This is a genomic window from Salipiger sp. H15 (assembly GCF_040409955.1).
Lineage (GTDB): Bacteria > Pseudomonadota > Alphaproteobacteria > Rhodobacterales > Rhodobacteraceae > Salipiger.
Genome location: NZ_CP123384.1, coordinates 745886 through 772185, shown reverse-complemented (window position 1 = coordinate 772185; position 26300 = coordinate 745886). Strand labels below are relative to the sequence as shown.

The window sequence follows — 26300 nt, the reverse complement described above, 5'->3', positions numbered from 1 at the left end:
AAAATAAAGTCTGCAATACCTTGATTCTTGGCTGTTTTCTGGATCGTGATTTCCCACATTTTGTGTCGGGCGACGTCGGGTACCCCTATAAGGACGATTGAGGCGCGAATGCGGCGAAATCCTCAGTCGAGCGAGCGCACAAGCGGCGCGAGTGCCCCGAGGTCAGGAATCTCGCGGAAACGCGGGTGGTCGAGCCGCTCGTCATGTTCGAGGCTCCAGGCCAGATCCTGCGGCACGAAGACCCCCCAGCCGCCCGCGCGGATCGCCGGATTGACGTCGGACTTCAGCGAATTGCCCACCATCATCGCGGCCTCGGCGCCGCCGGGGCTGGCGCCGAAGATGCGGGCGTAGGTCTCGGGGCGCTTATCCGAGACGATCTCGACCGCGTCGAAGAGCTCGCCCAGACCCGAGGCGGCGAGCTTGCGCTCCTGGTGCAGCAGGTCGCCCTTGGTGATCAGCACGAGGTGGTGGTCCGACGCCAGCGCCTCGACCGCCTCCTGCGCGTGGGGCAGGAGCTCGACCGGGTGCGAGAGCATTTCCTGCCCGGCGGCGAGGATCTGGCCGATCACCGCGCCGGGCACACGGCCCTCGGTGACCTCGATCGCGGTCTCGATCATCGAGAGCACGAAGCCCTTCACGCCGAAGCCGTAGTGGCCGATGTTGCGCGTCTCGGCGGCCAGCAGGCGGGCGTCGAGGTGGTCGCGCTCGGCGTGATCGGCGAGCAGTTCGGCGAATCGCTCCTGCGTGAGGGTGAAGAAACGCTCGTTGTGCCAGAGCGTATCGTCGGCATCGAAGCCGATTGTTTGCAGTTTCCGGGTCATATTGACGCCTCTCCCGGCCACGGGTCTTTTCTCCGCGGCTCCTTGGATTTATATAGACCCTTCAAAGCCGGAACCGCAAAGCACACGCAAAGCAAAAGCGTCCCCGAGATGACCCACCCCGTCACGGCCCACAAATTCCACATGTCCGACCGCAACGACCCCCGCGATGGCGAGGGCGGCGCCGATGTCGTGCTGCAGACCAAGCCCAAGACCAAGCGCCCGCCGCTCTACAAGGTGCTGCTGCTGAACGACGACTACACGCCGATGGAGTTCGTCGTGCACGTGCTCGAGCGCTTCTTCGGCATGACCCATGCCCAAGCCTTCGAGGTGATGCTCACGGTCCACAAGAAGGGGGTCGCGGTGGTCGGCGTGTTCAGCCACGAGATCGCCGAGACCAAGGTGGGGCAGGTCATGGATTTTGCCCGGCGTCACCAGCATCCGCTGCAATGCACCATGGAAAAGGAGTGATCCGCCCCCCGCGGCGGTTCTGCCATGTCTGATACCCGATTGAGTTTCGCGCTCGAGGGAGGTCTCGACCTGCCCTCCGAAGGGCGCATCCTTCTGCTTGGCGCGCCGGGCGACTTCGACGCGTCCGAGCTGCCGCGCGAGCGCTGCACCGTCGTCCAGCGTCTTGCCCCCGATCATGCCGCCTGGGAGCGCCGCGGCTGGACCGTCGCGCTGGCCCCCGAGGGCGAATTTGCCGCCGCCATCGTCTTCCTTCCCCGCGCCCGCGACCGGGCCGAGGCCTGGATCGCCGAGGCCAATGCCGCCGCGAAGGGCGGGCTGGTGATCGTCGACGGCCAGAAGACCGACGGCGTCGATGCCTGCCTCAAGGCGCTGCGCGCCCGCACCGAGATCCGCGGGCAGGTGTCCAAGGCGCATGGCAAGACCATCTGGTTCGCCGCCACCGACGCCTTTGCCGACTGGGCCAGGGGCCCCGCGCCGCTGCCCGGCGGGCAATGGACCGCGCCCGGCGTCTTCTCGGCCGACGGGCCGGATCCGGCCAGCGAGGCGCTGCTTGCCGCGCTGCCCGAGAAGCTGGGTGCGAATGTCGCGGACCTCGGTGCGGGCTGGGGCGGGCTGGCGATGGGCCTGCTCACCCGCGAGAAGATCGGCACGCTGCACCTCGTCGAGGCCGACCACGACGCGCTCGACTGCGCGCGGCGCAATGTCACCGACCCGCGTGCGCAGTTCCACTGGGCCGACGCGCTGAGCTGGCGGCCGCCGGCGCTGCTGGACGCGGTGGTGATGAACCCGCCGTTCCACACCGGGCGCAAGGCCGAGCCGTCGCTCGGCCAGGCCTTCATCGACGCGGCGGCGCGGGTGCTGAAGCCCTCGGGCCAGCTCTGGCTCGTCGCCAACCGGCACCTGCCCTACGAGACGCGACTTTCCGAGCGCTTCCGCAACTCCGAGGAGATCGCGGGCGATACGCGGTTCAAGATCCTTCACGCCTCTCGCCCGGGACGCTGATTGCGGCTAATTTGGCGCAAACATTCAAGGGATTCCCATGAGTTTTTCCATCGAAGGCAAGACCGCCATCGTCACCGGCGCCGCCAATGGCGTGGGGCTGGCGATTGCCCGGCACTTCGCATCGCGTGGCGCGAACGTGATGTTCGCGGACATGGACGAGAACCGGCTGGCCAAGGAATGCGGCCCGGTCGAGGAAGACAGCACCATGCGCTACTTCGCCGGCGACCTGCGCGAGAAGCTGACGCTGGCCAACCTGCTCTCGGCCACGCTCGACGCCTATGACCGGGTCGACATCCTGGTGAACGGCGCGCGGCAGATCCTGCCCACCGACGTGCACGACTGCGAGGATGTCTCGCTCGAGACGATGATCGGGCAGAACCTGATGCCCGCGATGCGCCTCAGCCAGATCGTCGCCAAGCGGATGATCAAGCAGGCCGAGGGGCAGGACACCCGCTGCGTCGGCTCGATCATCAACATCTCGTCGATCGCCGCCACCCGCACCAACCCGCACCTGCTGGGCTACTCGGTGTCGGTCGCGGCGCTGGACCAGCTGACCCGCTCGATGGCGGTGGCGCTGGCCGACCAGAAGATCCGGGTGAACTCGGTGGCCTTCGGCTCGCTGATGTCCTCGAGCCTGAAGAACATCCTCAAGGAACATCCCGGCTACCGCGCCGAGATCGAGAAGCACACCCCCGCCGGGCGCATCGCCGGGCCGGACGAGGTCTGCGAGGCGGTGCAGTTCCTCGCCTCGGACGCCTCGGGCTTCATGACCGGGCAGATCATGACCGTCGACGGCGGCCGCACGCTGATCGACCCGGTCGGCGCACCGATGCACTGAGCCGGGCAGGAGAGACGACATGACCGACGTGTTTGACGAGCGCAAGGCGCGCGCCTCGGCCTGGTTCCGCGCGCTGCGCGACGAGATCGTGGCGGCCTTCGAGGGGCTCGAGGACAGCCACGCGGAAGGGCCGCTGTCGGACGCGCCGGCGGGCCGCTTCGAGGTGACGCCGACCACGCGCAGCGCCGACGACGGCAGCGACGCGGGCGGCGGGCTGATGAGCGTGATGCGCGGCGGCCGGGTGTTCGAGAAGGTCGGGGTCAACGTCTCGACCGTCTACGGCACGCTCGGCGCGGCGGCGCAGAAGTCCATGGCGGCGCGCGGCGTGCCGGGGATCGAGGCCGACCCGCGCTTCTGGGCCTCGGGGATCAGCCTCGTTGCCCACATGCAGAACCCGCATGCGCCGGCGGTGCACATGAACACCCGCATGTTCTGGACGCCGGGGGCCTGGTGGTTCGGCGGCGGCTCGGATCTCAACCCCTGCCTCGAGTACGACGAGGACACGGCGCATTTCCACGCCGTGCAGAAGTCCCATCTCGATCCGCATGGCGAGGCGCTCTATCCCGAGCTGAAGGCCTGGGCGGACGAGTATTTCTACATCCCGCACCGCAAGCGCGCGCGCGGCGTCGGCGGCATCTTCATGGATGACCGCAACACCGGCGACTGGGAGGCGGATTTCGCCCTGACGCAGGACATCGGCCGGGCCTTCCTGCCGGCCTACCTGCCGCTGGTCGAGAAGCGCCGCGTCATGGGCTTCGGCGAGGCCGAGAAGGACGCGCAGCTGATCCACCGCGGGCTCTATGCCGAGTACAACCTCGTCTACGACCGGGGCACCAAGTTCGGCCTTGCCACCGGGCACGATCCCGACGCGGTGCTGATGAGCCTGCCGCCGCTGGCCAAGTGGGTCTGACCTTCACCAAGCCCCGCCGCTCCGGCGGGGCTTTGCTTTTCGGGCGGCGGGCGTGCGTTCCGGGGCGGATGCGCACTGGCGCGGAAGACCCAAAGGCTGTATCGGGCAGGCCAACCCTTAAAGGAGAGCACGACATGGCCAGGACCTGGACCGCCTTCACCAAGCTGAGCGACAAGACCGCGGCCGAGGCCCTGGGCGAGGCCATCGAGGAGCTCGAGCCCGAGCCCACCGGCGTCGGCGTCTTCGAGATCGAGGACGGCACCGGCACCTGGGAGGTCGGCGGCTTCTTCCTCGAGCGTCCGAACGATGTCGAGCTGGCGCTGCTTGCCGCGGCCTTTTCCGCGCCGCCCTTCGTGATTTCGGAAGTGCCGGACCAGGACTGGGTCGACAAGGTGCGCCGCGAGCTGACCCCGGTCGAGGCCGGGCGCTTCTTCGTCTACGGCTCGCATGACGCCGACAAGATCCCCGAGGGCTCCGAGCCGCTGCTGATCGAGGCCGCCATGGCCTTCGGCACCGGCCACCACGGCACCACGCTCGGCTGCCTGCGGGCGCTCGACCGGCTGGCGAACGACGGCATGGTCGGCCAGAACGTCGCCGACATCGGCTGCGGCACCGCCGTGCTCGGCATGGCCGCCGCGCGCATCTGGCCGAACCCGGTGATCGTGTCGGACATCGACGAGGTCGCCGTGGAAGTGGCCGAGGCGAACGTGCGCGCCAACAACCTCGAGGGCAAGGTGATCTGCGTCGAGGCGGCCGGCTTCGGCCATCCCGACCTTGCGGCGCGCGCGCCCTATGACCTTGTTTTCGCCAATATCCTCAAGCAGCCTCTGATCGACCTCGCGCCGGACATGGCGGCGCATCTCGCGCCGGGCGGCTACGCGATCCTGTCGGGGATCCTGATCCGTCAGGCCGACGAGGTCGTCGCCGCCTATGCCGAGCAGGGGGTCGAGCTGGCCCGCCGCGACGAGATCGGCGAGTGGGTCACGCTCACGCTGCGCAAGCCTTCGTGATCGAATGGCGGCAGAAATGCCGCCTTCCTGCCCCATTTCTGCCGCGCTGTTCCTTAAAATACATCGCGTATTTGTAAGGTAACGAGGGGTTTCGCGGTATGGAAAGCGCTCTGAGAAGTTTCGAGCGTCGCCAGCGGGCTATCAAGGAAAAGCACCGCAAGCTGGCGCAGGGCTATGTCACCAAGGTCAACCGCAACGGCGTGATCGAGCACCGGCCGATCCGCAAGCTGCCCGTGCCGCGGCTGCGCATCCTGCTCTTCGCGCTGCTCGGCCTGCTGGCCTTCAAGGGCGTGATGCTCGCCAACCTTGGTGCCGCGAACTACTCCGAACATGTCGCGCGGCTCTCGGATGGCAGCGTCGCCGACAAGCTGGGATCCTGGGTGCTGGGCGTCGATCCGGCCACGCTGTGGATCGCCATGCACCTGCAGGCGCTTCTGGCCTGACCCTTCTGACCTGACACCGGGCGGGGCCGCGGCCCCGTCACATCGGCCGGCTTGTCCGGCCCGGAAACGAGAAAGGCCGCCGTCCCTCGGGACAGCGGCCTTTATGCATGATCCCGAAAGAGATCAGCGACGACGTGCGATCGCGGGAATGTCGGCGCGGGTCAGGCCGATATCGTCGAGTTCGCGGTCGGTCAGAGCCATCAGGCTCTTGCGGGTCAGACGGGCGTCGTTCCACTCGGCAACCATGCCGAAGAGAGTAGCGAAGAGGCCGGCCGAACGGGGGGTCTCATCAGCGGCGACAGGCGCGAAGCCGGTGACGAAGACGTTGCCGATCCGGCCTGCCAGACCGGCGGCGCCGGTGGCGTCGCGCGAGTAGTCATAAGCAGCCATGGGTCAGTGTCCTTGTTGGGAGTTTTCAAAGTGCCTGAATTCTGAGCGGGAGATAGAACCGGCAGGCACGTCTAACAACTGGTCAAAAACGCATGGGGGCCCTGCAGTTTTCACATAGCACTCGAATTGGGCAAAGCTTCTGTAAACGGGCTCAAATTTCGGGCGTCTCGCGTCATCCCGCTGTCATGAAGGTGTCGCTCGTCGGCCATGAAATGTCGGTTTCCACCCGCGATCTGGCCGGTGGCGTGCCCCGGCCGCCGCAGGTGGAAAAATGCGCGGGAGCGGGGGCTTGGCGGATGTTCGCGTTTCGTGCTAGTCGGAAGACAGAAAAACAAGAACGGGCAGGCGAAAATGCGGGTCATCGGAATCGATCCCGGCCTCAGGCACCTCGGCTGGGGTGTGATCGAGGCGGAGGGCAGCCGTCTGCGGCACGTCGCCAACGGCACCTGCGATTCGGGACCGGGCACGCTCGCCGCGCGGCTGCTGACGCTGCACGAGCAGCTGACCGACGTGCTGCACCGCTGGCAGCCCGAGATCGCCGCGGTGGAACAGACCTTCGTCAACCGTGACGGCGCGGGCACGCTGAAGCTGGGGCAGGCGCGCGGCATCGCCATGCTGGTGCCGGCGCAGTTCGGGCTCGAGATCGGCGAATACGCCCCCAACACGGTGAAGAAGACGGTGGTCGGCGTCGGCCACGCAGCGAAGGCGCAGGTGGACCACATGGTGCGGATGCAGCTGCCGGGCGTCGTCATCGACAGCCCCGACGCGGCGGACGCTCTGGCCATCGCCATATGTCACGCGCATCATCAGGGCGCGCAGAGAATGAAGGTGAAGGCATGATCGGACGGATCGCCGGACGGGTGGATTACAAGGGTGACGATCACGCGCTGATCGACGTGCGGGGCGTGGGCTACGTGGTCTATTGCTCGGAGCGGGTGTTGATGAGCCTTGCCCCCGGCGAGGCGGCGGCGCTCTACACCGACCTTCTGGTGCGCGAGGACCTGCTGCAGCTCTTCGGCTTCCCCTCGCTGGTCGAGAAGGAATGGTTCCGCCTCTTGATGACCGTGCAGGGCGTCGGGGCCAAGGCCTCGCTCGCCATCCTCGGCACGCTTGGGCCGGACGGGGTGAGCCGGGCGATCGCGCTCGGCGACTGGAATTCGATCAAGGCCGCCAAGGGCATCGGCCCGAAGACCGCGCAGCGCGTGGTCAACGAGCTGAAGGACAAGGCGCCGATGATCATGGCCATGGGCACCGGGCGGGTGACCTCGGCCGAGGACGTGGTGATCGAGGCGGAGCCGGTGGCGACCCCCGCGCCCGCCGCCCGCAAGGCCCCCGTGCCCAAGCCCAATGCCTCGGCACAGGCCGAGGCGCTCTCGGCGCTCGGCAACCTTGGCTACGCGCCGGGCGAGGCGGCCTCGGCCGTGGCGCAGGCGGCGGGCGACGATCCCGAGGCCGAGACCCCCGCGCTCATCCGCGCCGCGCTGAAGCTGCTTGCGCCGAAGGGATAAGCCATGGTCGGACCCGATCCCACGCTGCGTCCCGAGCCGCTGCCCGAGGATGAGGGCCGCGCGCTACGCCCGCAGATGCTGGGCGACTTCATCGGCCAGGCCGAGGCGCGCGCCAACCTGCGGGTGTTCATCCAGTCGGCCCGGTCGCGCGGCGAGGCGATGGACCACACCCTGTTCCACGGGCCTCCGGGCCTTGGCAAGACGACGCTGGCGCAGATCATGGCGCGCGAGCTCGGCGTCGGCTTCCGCATGACCTCGGGGCCGGTGCTGGCCAAGGCCGGGGACCTCGCGGCGATCCTGACCAACCTCGAGGCGCGCGACGTTCTGTTCATCGACGAGATCCACCGGCTCAACCCGGCGGTCGAGGAGGTGCTCTACCCGGCGATGGAAGATTACGAGCTCGACCTCGTGATCGGCGAGGGGCCCGCCGCGCGCACCGTGCGGATCGAGCTGCAGCCCTTCACGCTGGTCGGCGCGACCACCCGGCTCGGCCTGCTGACCACGCCGCTGCGCGACCGTTTCGGCATCCCGACCCGGCTGCAGTTCTACACCGAGGACGAGCTGCACGAGATCGTCTCGCGCAATGCCGTGAAGCTCGGTGTGCGGGCCGAGCCCGAGGGCGCGCGCGAGATCGCCCGCCGCGCGCGCGGCACGCCGCGCATCGCCGGGCGGCTGTTGCGCCGGGTGGTGGATTTCGCCGTGGTCGAGGGCGGAGGGGTTGTCACCCGCGCGCTGGCCGACGGCGCGCTGACCCGGCTCGGCGTGGACCAGCTCGGCCTTGACGGGGCGGACCGGCGGTATCTCACGCTGATGGCCGAGAATTACAGCGGCGGGCCGGTGGGGATCGAGACGCTCTCGGCGGCGCTGTCGGAAAGCCGCGACGCGCTCGAGGAGGTGATCGAGCCCTACCTGCTGCAGCAGGGGCTCATCCAGCGCACGCCGCGCGGGCGGATGCTGGCGCAGCGCGCCTGGGACCACCTCGGCCTGCCGATGCCGCGCCCGCAGGGGCCGGGGCAGGGCACGCTCTTCGACGGCTGACGCGCCGCCGGACTTGCGCCGAAGCGCCCGGCATGGCAGGCGGAGCGCCGCGTGGCGGGTGCCGCGCTTTGCGTATTTTTCGAAGAGAAGAAGGGGCGAGCCATGGACGCGACCGAGGTCGAAGCGCTGTTCACCCGCGAGGACGGGACCTATCTCTGCGCGCGCTGGGGGCGGCCGCTGGTGCCGGTGGTCTTCGGGGTGGAGGACGCGACCCTGACAGTGGTCAAGGGCGCCTTCGAGGCGGTCTGTGCCATGTCGGGCGCGCGCATGGCCGAGCACGACCCCGAGCTCGGCGCCAATGTCATGGTGTTCTTCTTCCGCGACTGGGCGGAGCTGCTGGATCTGCCGGACCTCGGGCGGATGGTCGACGGGCTGCCGGAAATGGTGGCGCGGCTGCAGGCGGGCGGGGCGAACCAGTACCGGGTGTTCCGCTTCGACCGCGACGGGTCGATCAAGGCGACCTTCGTCTTCCTGCGCATGGATGCGAGCCTGTCGGAGATGCCCGCCGAGGATCTGGCGCTGGCTCAGGTGGCCCAGGTGATGCTGACATGGGGCAACGGTGCCTTCGCGAGCCGGTCGCCGCTCGGGCGGCTCGAGGACGGGCGCGTGGTGCTGCGCCCGGAGATCGGCGCGCTGATCCGCGCGGCCTATGACAAGGTGATGCCGCCCGCCGCCATGGACCCGAGCCACGCGCTGCGGCTGGCGGCGCGCACCGGGCTTGCCTGACCCTGTCCTGACCTAGCCCGACACGCGCCGCGCGATCTCGCGCAGGTGGCGCAGGTCGGTGCCGCAGCAGCCGCCGAGCACGCGCAGCGCGGGGTGGCTGCGCTGCAGCTCGGCGAGCTGCGCGGCCAGTTCCGCCGGATCGCCGTCGTCGAGCGTGTCGCAGGCGTCGAGCTCGGCATGGCTCTGGCGCGAGGCATTGGCGACGATACCCGCAAGATGCGCCTCCCATTCGCCGCCGTCGAAGGCATTGGCGATATGCTCGGGATGGGCGCAGTTGACCATGATCGCCGCAGGATCCGTCGCCCCGGCGAGGCGCTGCACCGCCTCCGACAGGAGCGTGCCGTCGGCGAGGCGGCCATCGGTTTCCACGGTGAAGGAGATGAGGGCGGGAATGCCCGCGTGCGCCGCCGCCCTGGCGATGCCGATCGCCTCGCCCGCGGCGCCGAGCGTGTAGGCGCTGACCATGTCGGCCCCGGCCTCCCTGGCCGCGCGGATCTGCGGCGCGTGGTAGGCGGCGGAGGCCTCGGCCGCGGCCATGCCGGGCTTGTAGCCGTCGCCCTGCGGGCCGATCTGCACACTGATGCGGGTCGCCACCTCGGGATGCGCTGCGGCCATCTCGCGCAGCAGGGCCACCGCCTCGCGGGTGACTCTGCCAAGATCCTCGGGCGCGTAGCCGACGGGGGCGGCGCGGTCGGGGTTGGCCATCCAGGTCGGCGTGTCGAGAATGATGCCCGCGCCGGTCTCGCGGCCGATGCCGATCAGCGCCTCGGCATAGCCGCGCAGCCGGGCGCGGCCCTCGGTGTCGTCGATCATCGGGAAGGCGGCGAAATGCGGAAGATCGACGCCGTGGTTGAAGATCAGGTCGGTCTCCATCCCGGTCCAGGCGATCCAGGTGCGGTCTGGGCTGAGTGTCATCGCGCCGGTCCTCCCTCAGGCCGAAGGCAATGCGGCGAGTGTAGCACGAAAGCGGCGGCAGTGCCGCCGTGCGCGTGGCGCGGGGTCCGTGAAAGGCGAAAGGCCGCCCTTGCGGACGGCCCCTCAGGTCTGGCTCTGGCGGAAGGTCAGGCTTTCGCGCCGACCATGCCGACGATCTCGTAGGTTTTCTGCAGGATCGGCTCGGCGATGGCGCGGGCGCGGTCGCTGCCTGCGGCGAGGATCGCGTCGATCTGCGCCGGGTCCTGCATCAGGCGGGCCATCTCGGTCGAGATCGGCGCCAGCTTGTCGACGGCGAGATCGACCAGCATCGGCTTGAACTCCGAGAACTGCTTGCCGCCGGCCATGGCCAGCACCTCGTCGACGCTTTGCCCGGCGAGGGCGGCGTAGATGTTGACGAGGTTGCGTGCCTCGGGACGACCCTCGAGGCCCTTGGCCTCGGACGGCATCCCGTCGGCATCGGTCTTGGCCTTGCGGATCTTCTTGGCGATGGCGTCGGCGTCATCGGTCATGTTGATGCGCGAGGCGTCCGAGGGATCGGACTTCGACATCTTCTTCGACCCGTCGCGCAGGCTCATGACGCGGGTGGCCGCGCCCTCGATCACTGGCTCGGTCATCGGGAAGAACTCGGTGCCGTAGTCGTGGTTGAACTTCGCCGCGATGTCGCGGGTCAGCTCGACGTGCTGCTTCTGGTCCTCGCCCACGGGCACGTGGGTGGCATGGTAGAGCAGGATGTCGGCGGCCATCAGCGCGGGATAGGCGTAGAGGCCGAGCGAGGCCTTCTCGGCGTTCTTGCCGGCCTTGTCCTTGAACTGGGTCATCCGGTTCATCCAGCCGAGCCGGGCGACGCAGTTGAAGATCCAGCCGAGCTGGGCGTGGCCGGCGACCTGGCTCTGGTTGAAGAGGATCGACTTCTCGGGGTCGAGCCCGGAGGCGAGATAGCCCGCGGTCAGCTCGCGCGTCTGCCGGCGCAGCGCCTCGGGGTCCTGCCAGACGGTGATCGCGTGCATGTCGACGACACAGTAGATCGTCTCGATCCCGCTGTCCTGCATGTCGACGAAACGCTTGATCGCGCCAAGGTAGTTGCCAAGCGTCAGCCCGCCCGAGGGCTGGATGCCGGAAAACACGCGCGGCGTGAAAGCGGAATTGATGTCGCCCGCGTCGGACATGGGCTTCCTCCGTCTGGAAATTCGGTCTGGGCTGGCTTACCCATGGCCCGACATGCCGTCAAGAAAGAGGCCACCATGGCGCATAACCACAATGTCTCGCCGTTCAACTCGATGCCGCCCGCGATCGTGGCGCTGGCGCTCGTCATCGTCGGGGTCGAAGTGGCCTTCACGCTGGGCGCGCGCGGGCTCGCAGGCGGGCCCGGAGCGGTGGGCTGGCGGCTCGAGGCGCTGCAGCGCTTCGCCTTCTCGGGAGAGGTCTGGCACTGGATGCTGTCGACCGGGCAGTTCCCGGCCCAGCACCTGCTGCGCTTCTTCAGCTATCCCTTCGTGCACGCGAGCTTCAGCCACGCGCTTTTCGCCGGGGTGATGCTGCTGGCGCTCGGCAAGATGGTGGGCGAGGCGCTGGGGACCTGGCGCGCGCTGGCGATCCTTGCCGTGTCGAGCCTTTGCGGGGCGCTGGCCTACGGGTTCCTCAGCACGCCGGTGCCGCTGATCGGGGCCTTCCCGCCGGTCTACGGGCTGATCGGCGGTTTCACCTACCTGCTGTGGCTGCGGCTCGGGCAGCTTGGGGCGCAGCAGGCGCGGGCCTTCTCGCTGATCGGCATCCTCCTGGGGATACAGCTGCTGTTCGGGCTGCTCTTCGGAGGTACGCTCGACTGGGTGGCGGACCTTGGCGGCTTTGCCTCGGGCTTCGTGCTGACCATGGTGCTGGTGCCCGGCGGCTGGGCCCGGCTGCGCGAGCGGCTGCGGCAGCGGCGCTGATCAGAACATGTCGGCGGGCAGGATCGGCAGGGCGCGGGCGAACCGGCGCCCCGCCGCCTGCGGATAGGGCAGGATGAAGCCCTCGCGGTCCTCGGGCGGGTGCGCGGCATTGGCCAGCGCCGCCTGCCGCCAGGTGCGCGCGGCGACCGGGTCGCGCCCGTTCAGATGATCGCCCAGCCAGGTCTGCGCCAGCCGCCGCTGCAGCTCGTGCACCGCGTCGGGGCGGCGGAACAGGATCGAGGCCTCGGTGTCCCAGCGCAGGCTGCGGCCGTTGAGGTTGGCGGAGCCTACGAGGCCGACCCGGTCGTCCACCAGCATCACCTTCGAATGCACGTAGATCGGCCCCGAGCCGAGCAGGTCGGGCACGTCCTCGGGCGGTGCCTCGTGCTGGCCGGGCGAGACGATGGCGGCGCGGTCGCCGAAGGCGCGCTGCACCCTGGTCACCGCCTCGGTCTGCAGCGCGTGGCCGTGGCGCGTGTCCCAGCCGTCGTTGCCCTCGTAGAGCACCCGGTCGGGGAAGGAGGGCATCAGCAGCACCAGCTGCAGATCGGCGTTGCGCGCGCCCGCCTTGGCCAGCGCCTCGGCGACCGGGCGGTGCCGCAGGAACTGCGTCTCGATGTAGATGTTGCGCCGGGCCTCGCCGATCATGGCGATCACCGTCTTCTCGTGCTCGGTGATCGTGGCGCGGGGCGAGAGCCGGGCGGCGCCGGGGCAGGGGGCGGAGAAGGTGCGCACCAGCCGCAGGTCCTGCGGTGCCTGCGGGTGGCCCGAGGCCTCGCGGCGCGTGGCGGTGCCGGTGACGCAGGGCGTGTCGCAGTCGAGCGCGGCATTCCAGCAATCGTCGAAATGGGCGCGCAGGACGGCCGAGAACTCCGCGTCGTCCACCTGCATCGACACGTCGTGCCAGGTCTCGTCGGCGGGGCGGTCGTGCTCGGGCGTGTCGAAGCGGCGCTCGTTGATGTCGAGCCCGCCGATGACGCAGGCATGGCCGTCGGCCACGGCGAATTTCTGGTGGATGGTCACCGGACGCAGCAGCACCGCGCCCTTCAGCACCGCGTGCTGCACGGGGGTGAGCGCGGTCTCCTCCTCCTGCCGCAGCTCGGCGATGTAGCGGGCGATCTTGCCGCGCATCGCCCACCGCCAGAGCCAGCCCGCGTTCTGCCCGTGCGGCGCGCAGAGGATCTGCAAGTCTCCGCTCAGCCGCTCGGCGAAGCCCGAGGCCGAGCGCCAGGCCCCCCGGTGCAGCGAGGCGGTGAAGACCGGGTCGAAATCGGAAATGATCATCCGCAGCGTGACACCGCGCCCTGCCACGTCGGCGAGCAGGTCGGCCCAGGTCTGCATCCCCTGCGCGCGCAGCTCGGGGCTGCGCAGCCTGGTGCGGGGATCAAGGATGCGGAAGCTCATCACCAGCTCGTGTTGCGCGGCATGGCAGAGCCGTTCGAGGGCGGGGAAACCCTCGGCGGCGGTGATCAGCGATGTGAGCGTCATGGTCAGCCCTTGCGGCGGAATGCGGATCGGAACTCGGAGAGGCGGAACGCACCCACGGCCTGACCGGCGAGGCCATAGGAGGCAAGGCCGACGACGATCAGGGCGACGAGCGCAAGGCTCCGCCAGTAGCTTCGTTCCAGCAACGGCCCGAGGGCCAGCATGGTTCCCCAGAGAATGATCCCCATGATCGCCGAGGCAAGGCAGATGCGCAGGATGCGCTGGCGGAAACGGGTGTCGAACCGCGCCACCTCGCCCAGTTTCCGGCCGCCCCAGGCCAGCTGCGCGACCATGGTCCAGGCGGCGGTGGTGGTCGCGATGGCGGGGGCGTACCAGCCCAGCACCGGCGCGAGACCGATCGCCAGCGCCGCGTTCACCGCCATGGACCAGAGCGCGTAGCGGAACGGGGTGCGGGTGTCCTCGCGCGCGAAGAACAGCGGTTGCAGCACCTTCTGCAGCACGAAGGCGGGCAGGCCGAGCCCGTAGATGGCGACGGCGAAGGCGATGGCCTGCGCGTCCGAGACCGAGGTCGCGCCGCGCTGGAACAGCACCGAGACGACCGGGAAGGGCACCACCACCAGCGCCACGGCGGCGGGCACGGTCAGCGCCAGCGACAACTCGCCCGCGCGCGAGAACGCATGGCGCGCCCCGGCGTCGTCCTGCGCCTTGAGGCGGCGCGAGAGGTCCGGCAGCAGCACGATGCCGACGGCGATGCCCACCACGCCGAGCGGCAGCTGGTAGAGCCGGTCGGCGGCGTAGAGCCAGCCCACGGCCTTTTCGAAGTTGGAGGCGACCTGCTGGCCGACCAGCAGGTTCACCTGCATGACGCCCCCCGCGAGGGCTGCCGGGATGGCGACGCGGACGAGGCGTTTCATGTCGGGGGTCCAGACCGGCCGGCCCGGGCGGAGGCGGATCCCGGCTTGCTCGGCGGCGTACCAGACCAGCGCCAGCTGGGCCACTCCGGCGAACGGGATCGCCCAGACAAGCCATTGAATTACCTCGCTTCCGACCACTTGCGCGGTGACCATGGCGACGATGACGAAGATGTTCAGCAGCACCGGCGCCGCGGCGGCAGCGGCGAAGTGGCCGGTGGCGTTGAGGGCGCCGGAGAAGAGCGCGGCGAGGGAGATGAAGAAGATGTAGGGAAAGACGATGCGGCCGTAGCCGATCGTCAGGTCGAAGCGCCCGTCACCGACGAAGCCGCCGGCGGTGGCCCAGACCAGCGCGGGCATGAAGACCAGCGCCAGCGCCGACATCACCAGCAGCACGAAGGCCAGCCCGTTCATCGCGTCGCTGCCGAACTTCAGCGGGTTCTCCTCGCCCTCGTACTTCTTTGAAAAGATGGGAACAAACGCGGCGTTGAAGGCGCCTTCGGCGAAGAAGCGGCGGAACATGTTGGGCAGGCGGAAGGCGGCGACGAAGGCGTCCATGACCGGGCCCGGGCCGATGTAGGCGAGGATGAAGATCTCGCGCGCGACACCGAGAACGCGGCTGGCGAGAGTCCAGAATCCGACCGTGAGGATGCCCGAGATCAGGCGGATGGGTTTCATGTTGTCGGCGCCCTTCGTCTGTTCGCGGCGCCAGAGGTAGACCATCCGCCGGGGGGGAGAAAGGGGGCACCGCCGATGCACAGGAGATGCACAAACCGTGCATACGCGGGGCCTTGCCGGTCGCCCGGGGATGCGGCTCTTCGGCAACCCGGTTGCCGAAGCGGCAAAAGTCGAGTTGAATTTCCCGCGGCCCCGCCGCATGGCTTGGGGGCCGTCGCGGCGTCATGGCCGGGCCGGCGAGTCGAAAGAAAGCCGTCATGTCCTTCATCTACTTCATCAACGGACTGGTCTGCCTGTTCTTCGCGGTCCTGATGGTGCCGGTGGCGATCCTGTTCCCCGACACCGGCGCGACCTTCGTGATGTCGGCGGCGCTGGTGGGGATGGTCGGCGGCGGCGTGAGCCTGTCCACCTGGTCCGACTTCCAGGAGCAGAACCGGCTGCTGGGCTTCCTGCTGACCTCGTCGGTCTGGGTCACCGCCGCGGTCGCCGGGGCGGTGCCGCTCTGGATGTGGGGGCTGAGCCCGGTGGACGCGCTCTTCGAGGCCATGTCGGGGATCACCACCACCGGCTCGACGGTGATGAGCGGGCTCGACCAGACGCCGCGCGGGATCATCATGTGGCGGGCGCTGCTGCAGGGCGTGGGCGGGGTCGGCTTCATCGTCACCGGCATCGCCATGCTGCCGCTGCTGCAGGTGGGCGGGATGCAGCTCTTCCGCACCGAAAGCTCGGACAAGGGCGAGAAGGAACTGAAGAACGCCGCGGCCTTCGCCTCGGCGACGCTGCGCATCTACCTCGGGCTGATCGCGCTCTGCGCCTTTGTCTACTTCCTTGGCGGGATGAGCGTCTTCGATGCCGTCACCCATGCGATGACCACGCTCTCGACCGGCGGCTACTCGGGCTACGACGCCTCCTTCGGGCATTTCACCAGCCCGTTCCTGCAATGGGCGGGCACGATCTTCATGCTGCTGGGCTCCTTGCCCTTCGCCTGGTACCTGCGCATCGCGCTGCGCGGCGCCTTCCGCTCGGAGCAGGTCGAGGCGATGCTCAAGTCGCTGGCGCTGGTGATCACCGTGATGACCGTCTGGCTGGTGCTCGACGAGGGCATGGCGCCCTTCGAAGCGGCGACGGCGGTGGCCTTCAACGTGGTCTCGGTGGTGACGACGACCGGCTACGCCACCACCGACTACACGCTCTGGGGGCCCTTCGCGGCGGTCGCCTTCTTCATCCTGACCGCGGTGGGCGGCTGCACCGGTTCGACCGCGGGCGGGGCCAAGGCGATGCGCTGGCTGCTGTTCGCGCGGGCGCTCAAGGCCAAGATGCAGACCATCCGCGCACCTCATGCCGTCACCGCGATCCGCTACGAGGGCGCGCGGGTGGACGACGACGTGATGAAGGGCGTGATCAGCTTCATGATGTTCTACGGGCTGACCTTCGGCACCTTCACCGTTGCGCTCGACTTCTTCGGGCTGGATTTCGAGACCTCGGCCAGCGGCGCGCTGACCGCGCTGGCGAATGTCGGCCCGGGGGTCGGCTCGATCATCGGACCGGCGGGGAACTTCGCCACGCTGAGCGATCCGGTGAAGCTGATCCTGTCCTTTGCCATGTATCTCGGGCGGCTCGAGATGATCACCGTCTACGTGCTGCTGACGCCGCTTTTCTGGCGCGAGGTCGGCGACCTGCGGCGCACCTGAGCAGGTTTGCGCGGACCGGGAGCGCGGTCTTGCGGAAATGCGTCAATTCGGGTGACGCAAATATTACCCCACGTTAGCTTCGGGCCAGCGGTGCCTGAGACGCCGCCGATTCGCGCTTGGATTGTGCGCGGGTGACCTTTCAGGAGGGATTTTTCGATGCGCATTGCAGCTGGCGGCGCGGCGTTGCTGCTTGGAACGGTGCTGGCCTCGGGCGGGGCGGTCGCACAGGAGATCGCCGACACGATCTATTCAGGCGGTCCGATCCTCACCATCAACGACGAGGCGCCCACGGCCGAGGCGGTGGCGGTGAAGGACGGCAAAATCCTCGCCGTCGGGTCGATGGCGGAGGTCTTGGCGCTGAAGGGCGAGGGCACCGAGATGTTCGAGCTTGGCGGGCGCACCATGCTGCCGGGCTTCGTCGACAGCCACGGCCACGTGGTCATGGGCGGCATCCAGGCGCTTTCGGCCAACATGTTGGCACCGCCCGACGGGGATGTCACCGATATCGCCAGCCTGCAGCAGGGGCTGCGCGACTGGATCGCGGACAACCAGGCGGTGGTCGACTCGGTCAACCTGATCATCGGCTTCGGCTACGACAACGCGCAGCTGGCCGAGCTGCGGCACCCGACGCGGGACGAGCTCGACGAGGTCTCCTCGGAGGTGCCGATCCTGATCGTCCACCAGTCCGGGCACCTCGGCGTGGCCAATTCCAGGGCGCTGGAGATCGCCGGGATCACCGATGCGTCGGAAAACCCGCCGGGCGGGGTGATCCGCCGCGGCGAGGACGGGCGGCCGAATGGGGTGCTCGAGGAATATGCCTTCTTCGGCACGCTGGTGCCGCTGCTCAGCCAGCTCGGACCGGAGGGGTTCGAGGCCTTCGCCAGGGCCGGGGCCGAGATGTGGGCGCGCTTCGGCTACACCACCGCGCAGGAGGGCCGCTCGAGCGCGGGCAACGTGGCGGCGCTGAAGGCGGTGGATGCCAAGGGGCAGCTGCCGATCGACGTGGTGGCGTTCCCCGACGTGCTGGAGGCGCGCGATTTCATCGAGGCGAATGTCAGCCAGGAGTATGACGGGCACGTGCGGGTCGGCGGCTGCAAGCTGACCATCGACGGCTCGCCGCAGGGCTTCACCGCGCTGCGCGACCGGCCCTACTACGACCCGGTGGGGGATTACCCGCCGGGCTACAAGGGCTACGCGGCCGTCACCGAGGAGCAGGTGAACGACTCGGTCGACTGGTGCTTCGGCCACGGCTTCCAGATCCTCACCCATGCCAATGGCGAGGGGGCCTCGGACATGCTGCTGGCCGCGATCGGGGCGGCGGAAGAGAAGTATGGCCCGCCGACCAACCGGCCGGTGCTGGTGCACGGCCAGTTCCTGCGCGAGGACCAGGTCGACAAGATGAAGGCGCTGGGCGTCTTCCCCTCGCTCTTCCCGATGCACACCTTCTACTGGGGCGACTGGCATCGCGACCACACGGTGGGGCCGGTCAATGCCGACAACATCTCGCCCACCGGCTGGGTGCGCGAGCGCGGCATGATGTTCGGCTCGCACCATGATGCGCCGGTGGCCTTCCCCGACAGCATGCGGATCCTCTCGGCCACGGTGACCCGGCGCACGCGCTCGGGCGACATCCTCGGGCCGGCGCAGCGGGTGAGCGTGATGGACGGGCTCAAGGCGCTGACCATCTGGCCCGCCTAGCAGCATTTCGAGGAGGACAGCAAGGGCTCGATCGAGACCGGCAAGCTCGCCGATTTCGTGATCCTGTCGGACGATCCGACGGCGGTGGACCCCGAGACGCTGGCGCAGATCCGGATCCGGGCGACGATCAAGGACGGCGCGGTGATCTACGAGGCGCCGGAGGGCGTGCAGAAGACCGAGCTGCGCGACCGTCCGTTCCTGGGCGATCCGCAGATGGGCCACGAGCTGCTCGACGTGATGTACGCGGCGATGAAGGCGGAGTGAGCGCGGCGGGGACGCGTGCCCTGCCATTTGCATGAAAGGAAAAAGGCGCGGAGCATCTCCGCGCCTTTCTCTGTCTGGGGTCAGGCCGAGGCGTGGGCCTTGCCGCGGCCGCCACCGCCGCCACCGCCGCTGCGGCGGCCACGGCCCCCGCGCGAACGGCGCTGGCCGCCGGGCTTGCCGGCATTGCCGCCGGGCTTGCCGCCGGGACGGCCCTGGCCGCCGGCGCGCTGCTGCTGGCGTGCGGGCTCGGCCGGGCGCTCGCCGCCGAGCGTGGCGATCTGCTGGCCGATCAGCTTCTCGATGCCGCGCAGGTCGGCCATCTCCTCGACGCCGCAGAAGCTGACGGCGCGGCCGTCACGCCCGGCGCGGGCGGTGCGGCCAATGCGGTGGACGTAGTTGTCCGCCACGTTCGGCAGGTCGAAGTTGTAGACGTGGCGCACGTCGGGGATGTCGATGCCGCGCGCGGCGACGTCGGTGGCCACGAGCACGCGCATCTCGCCCTTGCGGAACGAGTCGAGCGCGCGGTTGCGCTGGCCCTGGCTCTTGTTGCCGTGGATCGCGCCGACGGCGAAACCGGCCTGGTCGAGCTTGCGCGAGAGCTTCTCGGCGCCGTGCTTGGTGCGGCAGAAGACCAGCGCCAGCTCGTCGCGGTGATCGTCGAGCAGGTTGGTCAGGGTCTCGATCCGCTTCGGCGTCTCGACGAAGATCACCGACTGTTCGATCTTGTCGGCGGTCTTGCCCGGAGGCGCGACCTGGATGCGCACGGGATCGTTCAGGTAGGCGCGGGCGATCTCGTCCATCTGCTTGGGCATGGTGGCCGAGAAGAGCAGCGTCTGGCGCTCGGACGGCAGGTCGCGGGCGATGCGGCGCAGCGCGTGGATGAAGCCGAGGTCGAGCATCTGGTCGGCCTCGTCGAGAACGAAGTGCGACACCTGGTCGAGCTTCAGCGCGCCGCGGTCCATCAGGTCGATGAGACGGCCGGGGGTGGCGATCAGCAGGTGCGTGCCCTTTTCGAGCTTGCGCGACTGCACGTTGATCGAGTTGCCGCCGACCACCAGCGTGAGGCGCAGGTGCGCGCCGGTGAGCACCGAGGACAGCGTGTCATGGATCTGCGCGGCAAGCTCGCGGGTCGGAGCGAGGATCAGCGCCTGCGCCGATTTCGGCGCGCAGCGCTTCTGGCTGGCGAGCAGCGCGTCGGCGATCGGCAGGCCGAAGGCGAAGGTCTTGCCGGTGCCGGTCTGGGCAAGGCCCATCACGTCGCGGCCGGCGAGGGCCTCGGGGATGGCTTGCGTCTGGATCGGGGTCGGCTCGGTCAGGTTCTGCTCGGCGAGACGAGCGAGAAGGGCGGGGCGGAGCCCCAGCGTGTCGAATGTCATGAAAATCCTTTCGGGGAGGGCCGGGAGGGGCCGTCGCCGGATATGCGCCTTTGCGCGGGAGGAGATGTGCAGCGGGCTGCGATTGGACGAGCGGGCCGGATTGCCCGAAGCCGTAATCGCAAGAACTCCTTCGCGAGGCCGGACCCATGGAAGGGTGCCAACGGCGGGAAATCTGGCATCGCAGGCACGGGGCGGTTGGCCCCGGGCTGGTAAGGAACCGGCGATCACCGGGGCTAGATGGGCGCAAATCCGCAGAAAGTCAATGCAGGCGGCACGAAATGGCCTTTTGCGTGATCAAAGCTTGTAATTCGGGCTCACAACGCGCATCTACGCCGGGCTACTGAATTTCGTTTCCTGATTCTTCCTAGGTTCAGCATTCGACGTTGAGCCGCCAGGTCGTCACGTATCGTGGGCGACAATCTATTCTAAGGAACTCGACCATGGCAAATGGTACCGTCAAGTGGTTCAACACCACCAAGGGCTTCGGCTTCATCGCACCCGAGGGTGGCTCGAAGGACGTCTTCGTGCACATCTCGGCAGTCGAGCGTTCGGGCCTCACCGGCCTCGCCGACAACCAGAAGGTGACCTTCGACATCGAAACCGGCCGTGACGGCCGCGAGTCGGCAGTGAACCTGGCGCTGGCATAAGCCATTGCGGGCGGGGCGCCTGCCCTGCCACAGGATACGGAAGAGCGGACCCCCGGGTCCGCTCTTTTGCTTTTGGGACTACGTCTGCCGGGTGGCTCACACCCCGGCGCGCTGGGCTCCGGCCGCGATGGCGGCGCGCAGCTTGCGCTCGAGCATCTTCTGCTTGGAGGGGGTGAAGTACTTCAGCCCGAACATGTCCTTGACGTAGAAGGTGTCGACCACCTGCTCGCCATAGGTCGCGATCACCGCCGAGACGATGTAGACGTGGCTCTCGGACAGGGTCCGCGTCAGGTCGTAGAGCAGGCCCGGCCGGTCGCGGGTGTCGACCTCGATGATCGTGTAGATGTCCGAGCCCTCGTTGTCGAAGCTGATCGAGGTGGGCACCTTGAACGCCTGCTCGCGCTTCTTCAGCGGGCCGCGCTGCTCGATCGCCTCGCGCGGGCGGACCTCGCCCATCAGCGTCTTGCGGATCATGTCGCGCAGGCGGGGCAGGCGGGCCTCCTCGTAGGGCGAGCCCTCGGCGTCCTGGATCCAGAAGGCGGCGGTGGCATAGCCGTCCTTGGAGGTGAAGGTGCGCGCGTCCACCACGTTGGCCCCGACCAGCGACAGCGCGCCGGCGAGCCGGGCGAAGATGCCCGGGTGGTCCTGCAGGGCAAAGCAGGCGCGGGTGGCGTCGCGGTCCTCGTCGGGGTGGATGTCGATCTTGATCTCGTCATCCTTGATGTCGCGCAGCAGCCGGGCAAAGACCTCGTGCGCGGTGACATGCAGCCCCTGCCAGTAGGATTCGTAGTGCCGCCCGGTCTCGGTGCGGAGCTCCTTCGCGTCCCAGTCCGAGAGCGCCTCGCGCAGGGCCTTCTTGGCCTCGTTGCCGCGGTTCTCACGGTTGAGCGCCTCCATCCCGTCCTCGAGCCCGCGGCGGGTCTGGCGGTAGAGCGCGCGCAGGAGCGCGGCCTTCCAGTTGTTCCACACGTCCGGGCCGACGCCGCGGATGTCGCAGACGGTGAGCACGGTCAGCAGGTCGAGCCGCTCGCGCGTCTGCACAGCCTTGGCGAAGTCGCGCACGGTGCGCGGGTCGGCGATGTCGCGCTTCTGCGCCATGTCGGACATCAGCAGGTGGTAGCGCACCAGCCATTCGACCGTGGCGCTCTCCTGCTTGCTGAGGCCGAGACGCGGCGCCACCTTGCGGGCGATCTGCGCGCCGAGCACGGCGTGGTCCTCGTCACGGCCCTTGCCGATGTCGTGCAGCAGGAGCGCGGTGTAGAGCACCTTGCGGTTGACCCCCTCGCGCAGAATCGACGAGGCGACGGGCAGGTCCTCGACGAGGTCGCCATGCTCGATCTGCGACAGGTTGCCGATGCACTGGATGGTGTGCTCGTCCACCGTGTAGCTGTGGTACATGTTGAACTGCATCATCGCCACGATCGGCTCGAACTCGGGGATGAAGGCGGCGAGCACGCCGAGCTCGTTCATCCGCCGCAGCGAGCGCTCGGGATTGCCGTGCTTGAGCAGCAGGTCCATGAAGATGCGTTGCGCCTCGCGGTCCTGCCGCATGTCCTCGTCGATGAGGTGCAGGTTGGCCTTCACCAGCCGCATCGCGTCGGGGTGCAGCAGCAGACCGGTGCGCAGCCCCTCCTCGAAGAAGCGCAGCAGGTTGATCTTGTCCGACAGGAAGGCGATCGGGTCGACGATGGCAAGGCGGTTGTGCACCACCTCGTAGCCGTCCTTCACGTTGGGTCCGCGCTTGAACATGCGCAGCAAGAGCGGCGCGTCCTTCTGCTGCTCGGATTCCAGAGAGGTGAGGAAGATGCGGGTCAAATCGCCCACCGCGGTCGCATGGCGGAAATAGTCCTGCATGAACCATTCCACCGCGCGGCGGCCGCCGCGGTCGGTGTAGCCCATGCGGCTTGCCACCTCGACCTGCATGTCGAAGGTCAGCTGCTCGACCGCGCGGCCCGCGGCGAGGTGCAGGTGGCAGCGCGTCGCCCAGAGGAACTCCTCGGCGCGGTAGAAGGTGCGGTATTCCTCGGGGCGGAAAACGCCGAGCCGCACCAGGTCCTCGGTGTCGTCGGTGTGGTGGATGTACTTGGTGATCCAGTAGAGCGACTGCAGGTCGCGCAGCCCGCCCTTGCCCTCCTTGACGTTGGGCTCGACCACGTAGCGCAGACCGTGCTTGCGGTGCCGCTCGGAGCGCTCCTCGAGCTTGGCGGCGACGAAGGCGCGCTCGGTGCCCTTGAAGAGATCGCTCCAGAGCCGGTCCTCGAGCTCGTCCGCCAGCGGCTTGTGGCCGGTGAGGAAACGGTGCTCGAGCATCGCCGTGCGGATGGTGAAATCCTCGGCGCCGAGCCGCAGGCAGTCCTTCACCGTGCGCGAGGAATGCCCGACCTTCAGCTTCAGATCCCAGAGCATGTAGAGCATCGACTCGATGACGCTCTCGGCCCAGGCGGTGATCTTGTGCGGGGTCAGGAAGAGCAGGTCGACGTCGGAGAAGGGCGCCATCTCGCCGCGCCCGTAGCCGCCCACAGCCAGCACCGAGAGCCGTTCGCCCTTGGTCGGGTTGGGGTTGGGGTGCAGGAAGCGCGTGGCGACGTCGAAGCAGATGCGCACCAGCCCGTCGGTGACCCAGGTGTAGGCATGGGTGACCGGAAAGGCGTTGTGCGGCTGCCCGGCGAAGGCCCGGGCGATGGTCTCGCGCCCCTGCTTGCCGGCCTCGGCGAGGATCTTCACCACGGTGGCGCGGACGGCGCTTTCGCCGCCCTCCTCGGGAAGGGCGGCGAAGACGCGGGCGCGCAGGCCCGCGAGGTCGAAGATCTCGGTTGCCGGGGCGATCAGGTCGTCCGGCAGGAGATCGGACGTGTCAGTAACCGGCGCCGGAGAAACTGGATGGGGCAGGGTCAAGAATCGTCACCTGGCTGTTCTGGATGGTGGCGACGGCGAGACCACGCTCGTTGGTGCCGTCCGACTTCAGCCTGAATACACCGCCGGTGCCTTGGAAACCAGCGGCTTGCGTCAGCGCGCGGCCGGTCAGGGCATCGTTGCGGCCCTGCGCCACCAGCGCGCCGATCGCGGCGACGCCGTCGAAGGCGAGACCGGCGAGCGGGTGCGGCTCGGCACCGTAGGCCCCGCGGTAGCGGGCGTTGAAGTTCCGCTGCATGGCCTGGTCGGGCATGGTGAACCACGCGCCCTGCGCCCCGGGATAGGAGAAGAGCTGCGGCGCCACGTCCCAGCGCGTCAGGCCGATGTACTGGGTCACCGCCGGGTTCACGCCGCTCTCGGGCATCAGCTGCAGCAGCAGCGGCATGGCGGCGTTGGTGGCATCCGAGGTGATGAACACGGATTGCGCGCCGCTCGAGCCGACGATGCCGCTCATCGCCTGCGCGGTGCGGGTCACGCCCTCGACGCTGAGCTCGTAGGGCTGCTCGGCGACCACCGACACGCCGTTACGGGCCGCGGCCTGGGTGATCGCGGTGCGGCCGAACTCGCCCGGCACGTCCTGCGAGAAGAGCACGGCGACCGAGTTCACGCCGCGGCGCGCGCCGAAGGCCATGAGCCGGTCGGCGGTGTTCGAGAAGGTCGGGCCGAGGATGAAGAGGTTGCCGCCCGCGATGCTGGGGTTGTTGGAGAAGGCCAGCACGTTGACGCCCTCGTCGGCCACGACCTTCGAGGCCTCGACCGCCTCCTCGCCGCGCAGCGGGCCGAGGATGATCCGCGCGCCCTCGTCGACGGCGCGCTGCGCCTGGCTCGCGGCCTGGGCGGGCTGGCCGCCGGTGTCGTAGACGGCAAGGTCGATCTGCGCGTTGCCGAGGTCGGCGATGGCGAGGCGGGCGGCGTTCTCGAGGTCGCGCGCCACGGCGGCGGCGCCCGGGTCGGATTGCGGCACCAGCAGCGCGACGCGCACCGTCTGGCCGGGGTCGATCGTCGGTCCGCCGCTGCCCGCGGAGCCGAGATCGGTCATGGTCGAGACGTCGCAGGCGGTGAGCAGGGCGGCGGTGGCAAGTACCGAGATCGGGCGCAGCGCCTTGCGGGCGCGGGCGAAAAGGGCGAACATTGGTGGCTGGCTCCCTCGTTGACGCCCAAGCGGTTCTTCCGCATGAGCATTTGGGAGCAATCATAGTGCAGCGGGGGATCGGGTCCAGTGATGAATCCCGAAAGAAGCGGTTTGGTGCCGGGGCTCTACCTCGTCTCCACGCCCATCGGAAACGCGCGCGACATCACGTTGCGCGCCATCGACGTGCTGCGCGCCGCCGACGTGCTGGCGGCGGAGGACACGCGCAGCCTCAAGCGGCTGATGGAGATCCTCGGGATCCCGCTCGGCGACCGGCCCTGCCTGGCCTACCATGACCACAACGGCGCGAAGATGCGGCCGCGGCTGATGGGGCTGATGGCAGAGGGCAAATCGGTCGCCTATGCCTCGGAGGCGGGCACGCCGATGATCTCCGACCCGGGCTTCGACCTCGCCCGTGCGGCGCGGGCCGAGGGCCACGCGGTGACCGCGGCGCCCGGCGTCTCGGCGGTGATCACCGCGCTCACCCTCGCCGGGCTGCCGACCGACCGCTTTCTCTTCGCCGGCTTCCTGCCCAATGCCAAGGGCGCCCGCCGTACCGCGCTCGAGGCGCTCCGGCAGGAGGCCGCGACGCTGGCCTTCTACGAGTCGCCCAAGCGCCTCGGCGCCATGCTCGCGGATGCCGCGGCGGCGCTCGGCGGCGAGCGCCGGGCGGCGGTCTGCCGCGAGCTGACCAAGAAGTTCGAGGAGGTGCGCGAGGGCACGCTCGACGAGCTTGCCGCGGTCTATGCCGAGACGCCGCCGAAGGGCGAGATCGTGGTGCTGGTCGGCAAGGGGGATTCGGAGAAAATTAGCGAATCTGACTTAGAAGAAGAATTGCTGGCGGCGCTGGAGGGGATGTCGGTGAGGGATGCCGCCGATTACGTGGCGCAGGCCAATGGCATCGCCCGGCGCCCGGTCTACCAGCTTGCCCTGAAGCTCGCGAAGGAGCGCGGCTGAAGCGGCTTGTGTCCAGATGCTGCGGTCGTGGAAAGGAGGACTGTCATGTCGGTGCTGCCGTCGCAGATGGAATTCGATTTCTCCTCCGCGAGACCCGTGGTGCCGTCCGTGCCTCCGCGCCGCGTCGGGGCGGAGCAGCAGCGCAGGCAGTCGCGTGGCGAGGTCAGCTATCATGCCGGGCTTGCCGCGGAGTCGCGCATCGCGACCGACTACGAGCGGCGCGGCTACCCGCTCCTGCGCCGGCGCTGGCGCGGCCGCAGCGGCGAGATCGACCTGATCTTCGGGGATGGCGCGGGCTTCGTCTTCGTCGAGGTGAAGGCAAGCTGGAGCTTTGACCAGGCGCTGGAACACCTGCACTGGCGGCAGATCCGGCGGCTGCAGAAGAGCGCCGAGGAATTTGTCGGCACGCAGCCGCTCGGTTCGCTCAGCGAGATGCGGTTCGACGTGGCGCTGATGGACCGCCGCGGGATGACCCGGGTGATCGAGAACGCCTTCGGTCCATAGGTTTCCTTCGCGTCGGGTCCTGCCATTGCGCCTTGCGCCCGGCTGGGCCATGTATGGCGAAAGCCATG

Annotated in this window: 24 protein-coding genes and 1 pseudogene; 16 read left to right on the top strand and 9 right to left on the bottom strand. The window is 68.8% G+C overall.

Going from position 1 to position 26300, the window contains the following annotated elements:
• Positions 1-122: 122 nt before the first annotated feature.
• The gene (locus tag PVT71_RS03750; protein ID WP_353473156.1) at positions 123-821 is read right to left on the bottom strand and encodes an HAD family hydrolase; all 699 of its coding nucleotides are present in this window, start codon (positions 819-821) and stop codon (positions 123-125) included.
• A gap of 108 nt (positions 822-929) precedes the next feature.
• On the opposite strand from PVT71_RS03750, the gene clpS reads away from it, so the two are divergent.
• The 6 genes from clpS to PVT71_RS03720 all read left to right on the top strand — a co-directional run bounded on the left by clpS (position 930) and on the right by PVT71_RS03720 (position 5492).
• Positions 930-1289, top strand: a complete 360-nt coding sequence (gene clpS, locus PVT71_RS03745) for an ATP-dependent Clp protease adapter ClpS (protein ID WP_353473155.1) — start codon at positions 930-932, stop codon at positions 1287-1289.
• A 24-nt stretch (positions 1290-1313) separates the two neighbouring features.
• Positions 1314-2291: a class I SAM-dependent methyltransferase gene (locus PVT71_RS03740; protein ID WP_353473154.1), complete on the top strand. Its 978-nt coding sequence runs from the start codon at positions 1314-1316 to the stop codon at positions 2289-2291.
• Between the two features lie 37 nt (positions 2292-2328).
• Positions 2329-3129, top strand: a complete 801-nt coding sequence (locus PVT71_RS03735) for an SDR family oxidoreductase (protein WP_353473153.1) — start codon at positions 2329-2331, stop codon at positions 3127-3129.
• Between the two features lie 19 nt (positions 3130-3148).
• The gene (gene hemF, locus PVT71_RS03730; RefSeq protein WP_353473152.1) at positions 3149-4039 is read left to right on the top strand and encodes an oxygen-dependent coproporphyrinogen oxidase; all 891 of its coding nucleotides are present in this window, start codon (positions 3149-3151) and stop codon (positions 4037-4039) included.
• Between the two features lie 134 nt (positions 4040-4173).
• Complete coding sequence (locus tag PVT71_RS03725) at positions 4174-5049, top strand: 50S ribosomal protein L11 methyltransferase (protein ID WP_353473151.1); 876 nt, start codon at positions 4174-4176, stop codon at positions 5047-5049.
• Between the two features lie 98 nt (positions 5050-5147).
• Positions 5148-5492, top strand: coding sequence for a hypothetical protein (locus PVT71_RS03720; protein ID WP_353473150.1), 345 nt, complete (start codon positions 5148-5150; stop codon positions 5490-5492).
• Positions 5493-5615: 123 nt separating this feature from the next.
• Here the strand turns inward: PVT71_RS03720 and PVT71_RS03715 are convergent, their stop codons facing one another.
• Positions 5616-5882, bottom strand: coding sequence for a DUF1127 domain-containing protein (locus PVT71_RS03715; protein ID WP_095883153.1), 267 nt, complete (start codon positions 5880-5882; stop codon positions 5616-5618).
• Between the two features lie 351 nt (positions 5883-6233).
• On the opposite strand from PVT71_RS03715, the gene ruvC reads away from it, so the two are divergent.
• From ruvC to PVT71_RS03695, 4 genes are all read left to right on the top strand, one after another.
• Positions 6234-6722: a crossover junction endodeoxyribonuclease RuvC gene (ruvC, locus tag PVT71_RS03710; RefSeq protein ID WP_353473149.1), complete on the top strand. Its 489-nt coding sequence runs from the start codon at positions 6234-6236 to the stop codon at positions 6720-6722.
• Positions 6719-7390 carry a Holliday junction branch migration protein RuvA gene (ruvA, locus tag PVT71_RS03705; RefSeq protein ID WP_353473148.1) on the top strand — a complete coding sequence of 224 codons (672 nt, stop codon included), beginning with the start codon at positions 6719-6721 and terminating at the stop codon, positions 7388-7390. Before ruvC ends, ruvA begins: the two co-directional genes overlap by 4 nt.
• Before the next feature lie 3 nt (positions 7391-7393).
• Entirely contained in the window at positions 7394-8428 is a 1035-nt protein-coding gene (gene ruvB, locus PVT71_RS03700) for a Holliday junction branch migration DNA helicase RuvB (protein ID WP_353473147.1), read from the top strand.
• Between the two features lie 102 nt (positions 8429-8530).
• Complete coding sequence (locus PVT71_RS03695; RefSeq protein ID WP_353473146.1) at positions 8531-9154, top strand: hypothetical protein; 624 nt, start codon at positions 8531-8533, stop codon at positions 9152-9154.
• 12 nt (positions 9155-9166) lie between these two features.
• Here PVT71_RS03695 and PVT71_RS03690 read toward each other — a convergent pair whose 3' ends face one another.
• Both PVT71_RS03690 and trpS read right to left on the bottom strand, forming a co-directional pair.
• The gene (locus tag PVT71_RS03690) at positions 9167-10069 is read right to left on the bottom strand and encodes a homocysteine S-methyltransferase family protein (protein WP_353473145.1); all 903 of its coding nucleotides are present in this window, start codon (positions 10067-10069) and stop codon (positions 9167-9169) included.
• Between the two features lie 146 nt (positions 10070-10215).
• The gene (gene trpS, locus PVT71_RS03685; RefSeq protein WP_353473144.1) at positions 10216-11256 is read right to left on the bottom strand and encodes a tryptophan--tRNA ligase; all 1041 of its coding nucleotides are present in this window, start codon (positions 11254-11256) and stop codon (positions 10216-10218) included.
• 75 nt (positions 11257-11331) lie between these two features.
• On the opposite strand from trpS, the gene PVT71_RS03680 reads away from it, so the two are divergent.
• On the top strand, positions 11332-12018 hold the full coding sequence (locus PVT71_RS03680) for a rhomboid family intramembrane serine protease (RefSeq protein ID WP_353473143.1): 687 nt from the start codon (positions 11332-11334) through the stop codon (positions 12016-12018).
• Here the strand turns inward: PVT71_RS03680 and PVT71_RS03675 are convergent, their stop codons facing one another.
• Together PVT71_RS03675 and murJ are read right to left on the bottom strand one after the other, a co-directional pair.
• Positions 12019-13506, bottom strand: a complete 1488-nt coding sequence (locus PVT71_RS03675; protein WP_353473142.1) for a phospholipase D-like domain-containing protein — start codon at positions 13504-13506, stop codon at positions 12019-12021.
• 2 nt (positions 13507-13508) lie between these two features.
• Positions 13509-15053: a murein biosynthesis integral membrane protein MurJ gene (gene murJ, locus PVT71_RS03670; protein ID WP_353473141.1), complete on the bottom strand. Its 1545-nt coding sequence runs from the start codon at positions 15051-15053 to the stop codon at positions 13509-13511.
• Between the two features lie 257 nt (positions 15054-15310).
• On the opposite strand from murJ, the gene PVT71_RS03665 reads away from it, so the two are divergent.
• Positions 15311-16744 carry a TrkH family potassium uptake protein gene (locus PVT71_RS03665; RefSeq protein WP_353473140.1) on the top strand — a complete coding sequence of 478 codons (1434 nt, stop codon included), beginning with the start codon at positions 15311-15313 and terminating at the stop codon, positions 16742-16744.
• A gap of 156 nt (positions 16745-16900) precedes the next feature.
• Positions 16901-18706: pseudogene (locus PVT71_RS03660) on the top strand (amidohydrolase).
• Between the two features lie 80 nt (positions 18707-18786).
• Here the strand turns inward: PVT71_RS03660 and PVT71_RS03655 are convergent.
• Positions 18787-20082, bottom strand: coding sequence for a DEAD/DEAH box helicase (locus PVT71_RS03655; protein WP_353473139.1), 1296 nt, complete (start codon positions 20080-20082; stop codon positions 18787-18789).
• A 440-nt stretch (positions 20083-20522) separates the two neighbouring features.
• On the opposite strand from PVT71_RS03655, the gene PVT71_RS03650 reads away from it, so the two are divergent.
• A complete protein-coding gene (locus PVT71_RS03650) occupies positions 20523-20729 on the top strand; it encodes a cold-shock protein (RefSeq protein ID WP_353473138.1) in 207 nt (68 codons plus the stop codon).
• Positions 20730-20825: 96 nt separating this feature from the next.
• On the opposite strand, the gene PVT71_RS03645 is transcribed toward PVT71_RS03650, so the two are convergent.
• On the bottom strand, positions 20826-23624 hold the full coding sequence (locus PVT71_RS03645; RefSeq protein WP_353473137.1) for a [protein-PII] uridylyltransferase: 2799 nt from the start codon (positions 23622-23624) through the stop codon (positions 20826-20828).
• Positions 23584-24774 (bottom strand): penicillin-binding protein activator, encoded by a 1191-nt coding sequence (locus PVT71_RS03640; protein WP_353473136.1) that lies wholly within the window; start codon positions 24772-24774, stop codon positions 23584-23586. Before PVT71_RS03640 ends, PVT71_RS03645 begins: the two co-directional genes overlap by 41 nt.
• Before the next feature lie 90 nt (positions 24775-24864).
• Between PVT71_RS03640 and rsmI the strand changes: the two genes are divergently transcribed.
• Complete coding sequence (rsmI, locus tag PVT71_RS03635; RefSeq protein WP_353473135.1) at positions 24865-25728, top strand: 16S rRNA (cytidine(1402)-2'-O)-methyltransferase; 864 nt, start codon at positions 24865-24867, stop codon at positions 25726-25728.
• A gap of 45 nt (positions 25729-25773) precedes the next feature.
• On the top strand, positions 25774-26232 hold the full coding sequence (locus PVT71_RS03630) for a YraN family protein (RefSeq protein WP_353473134.1): 459 nt from the start codon (positions 25774-25776) through the stop codon (positions 26230-26232).
• Positions 26233-26300: the final 68 nt, after the last annotated feature.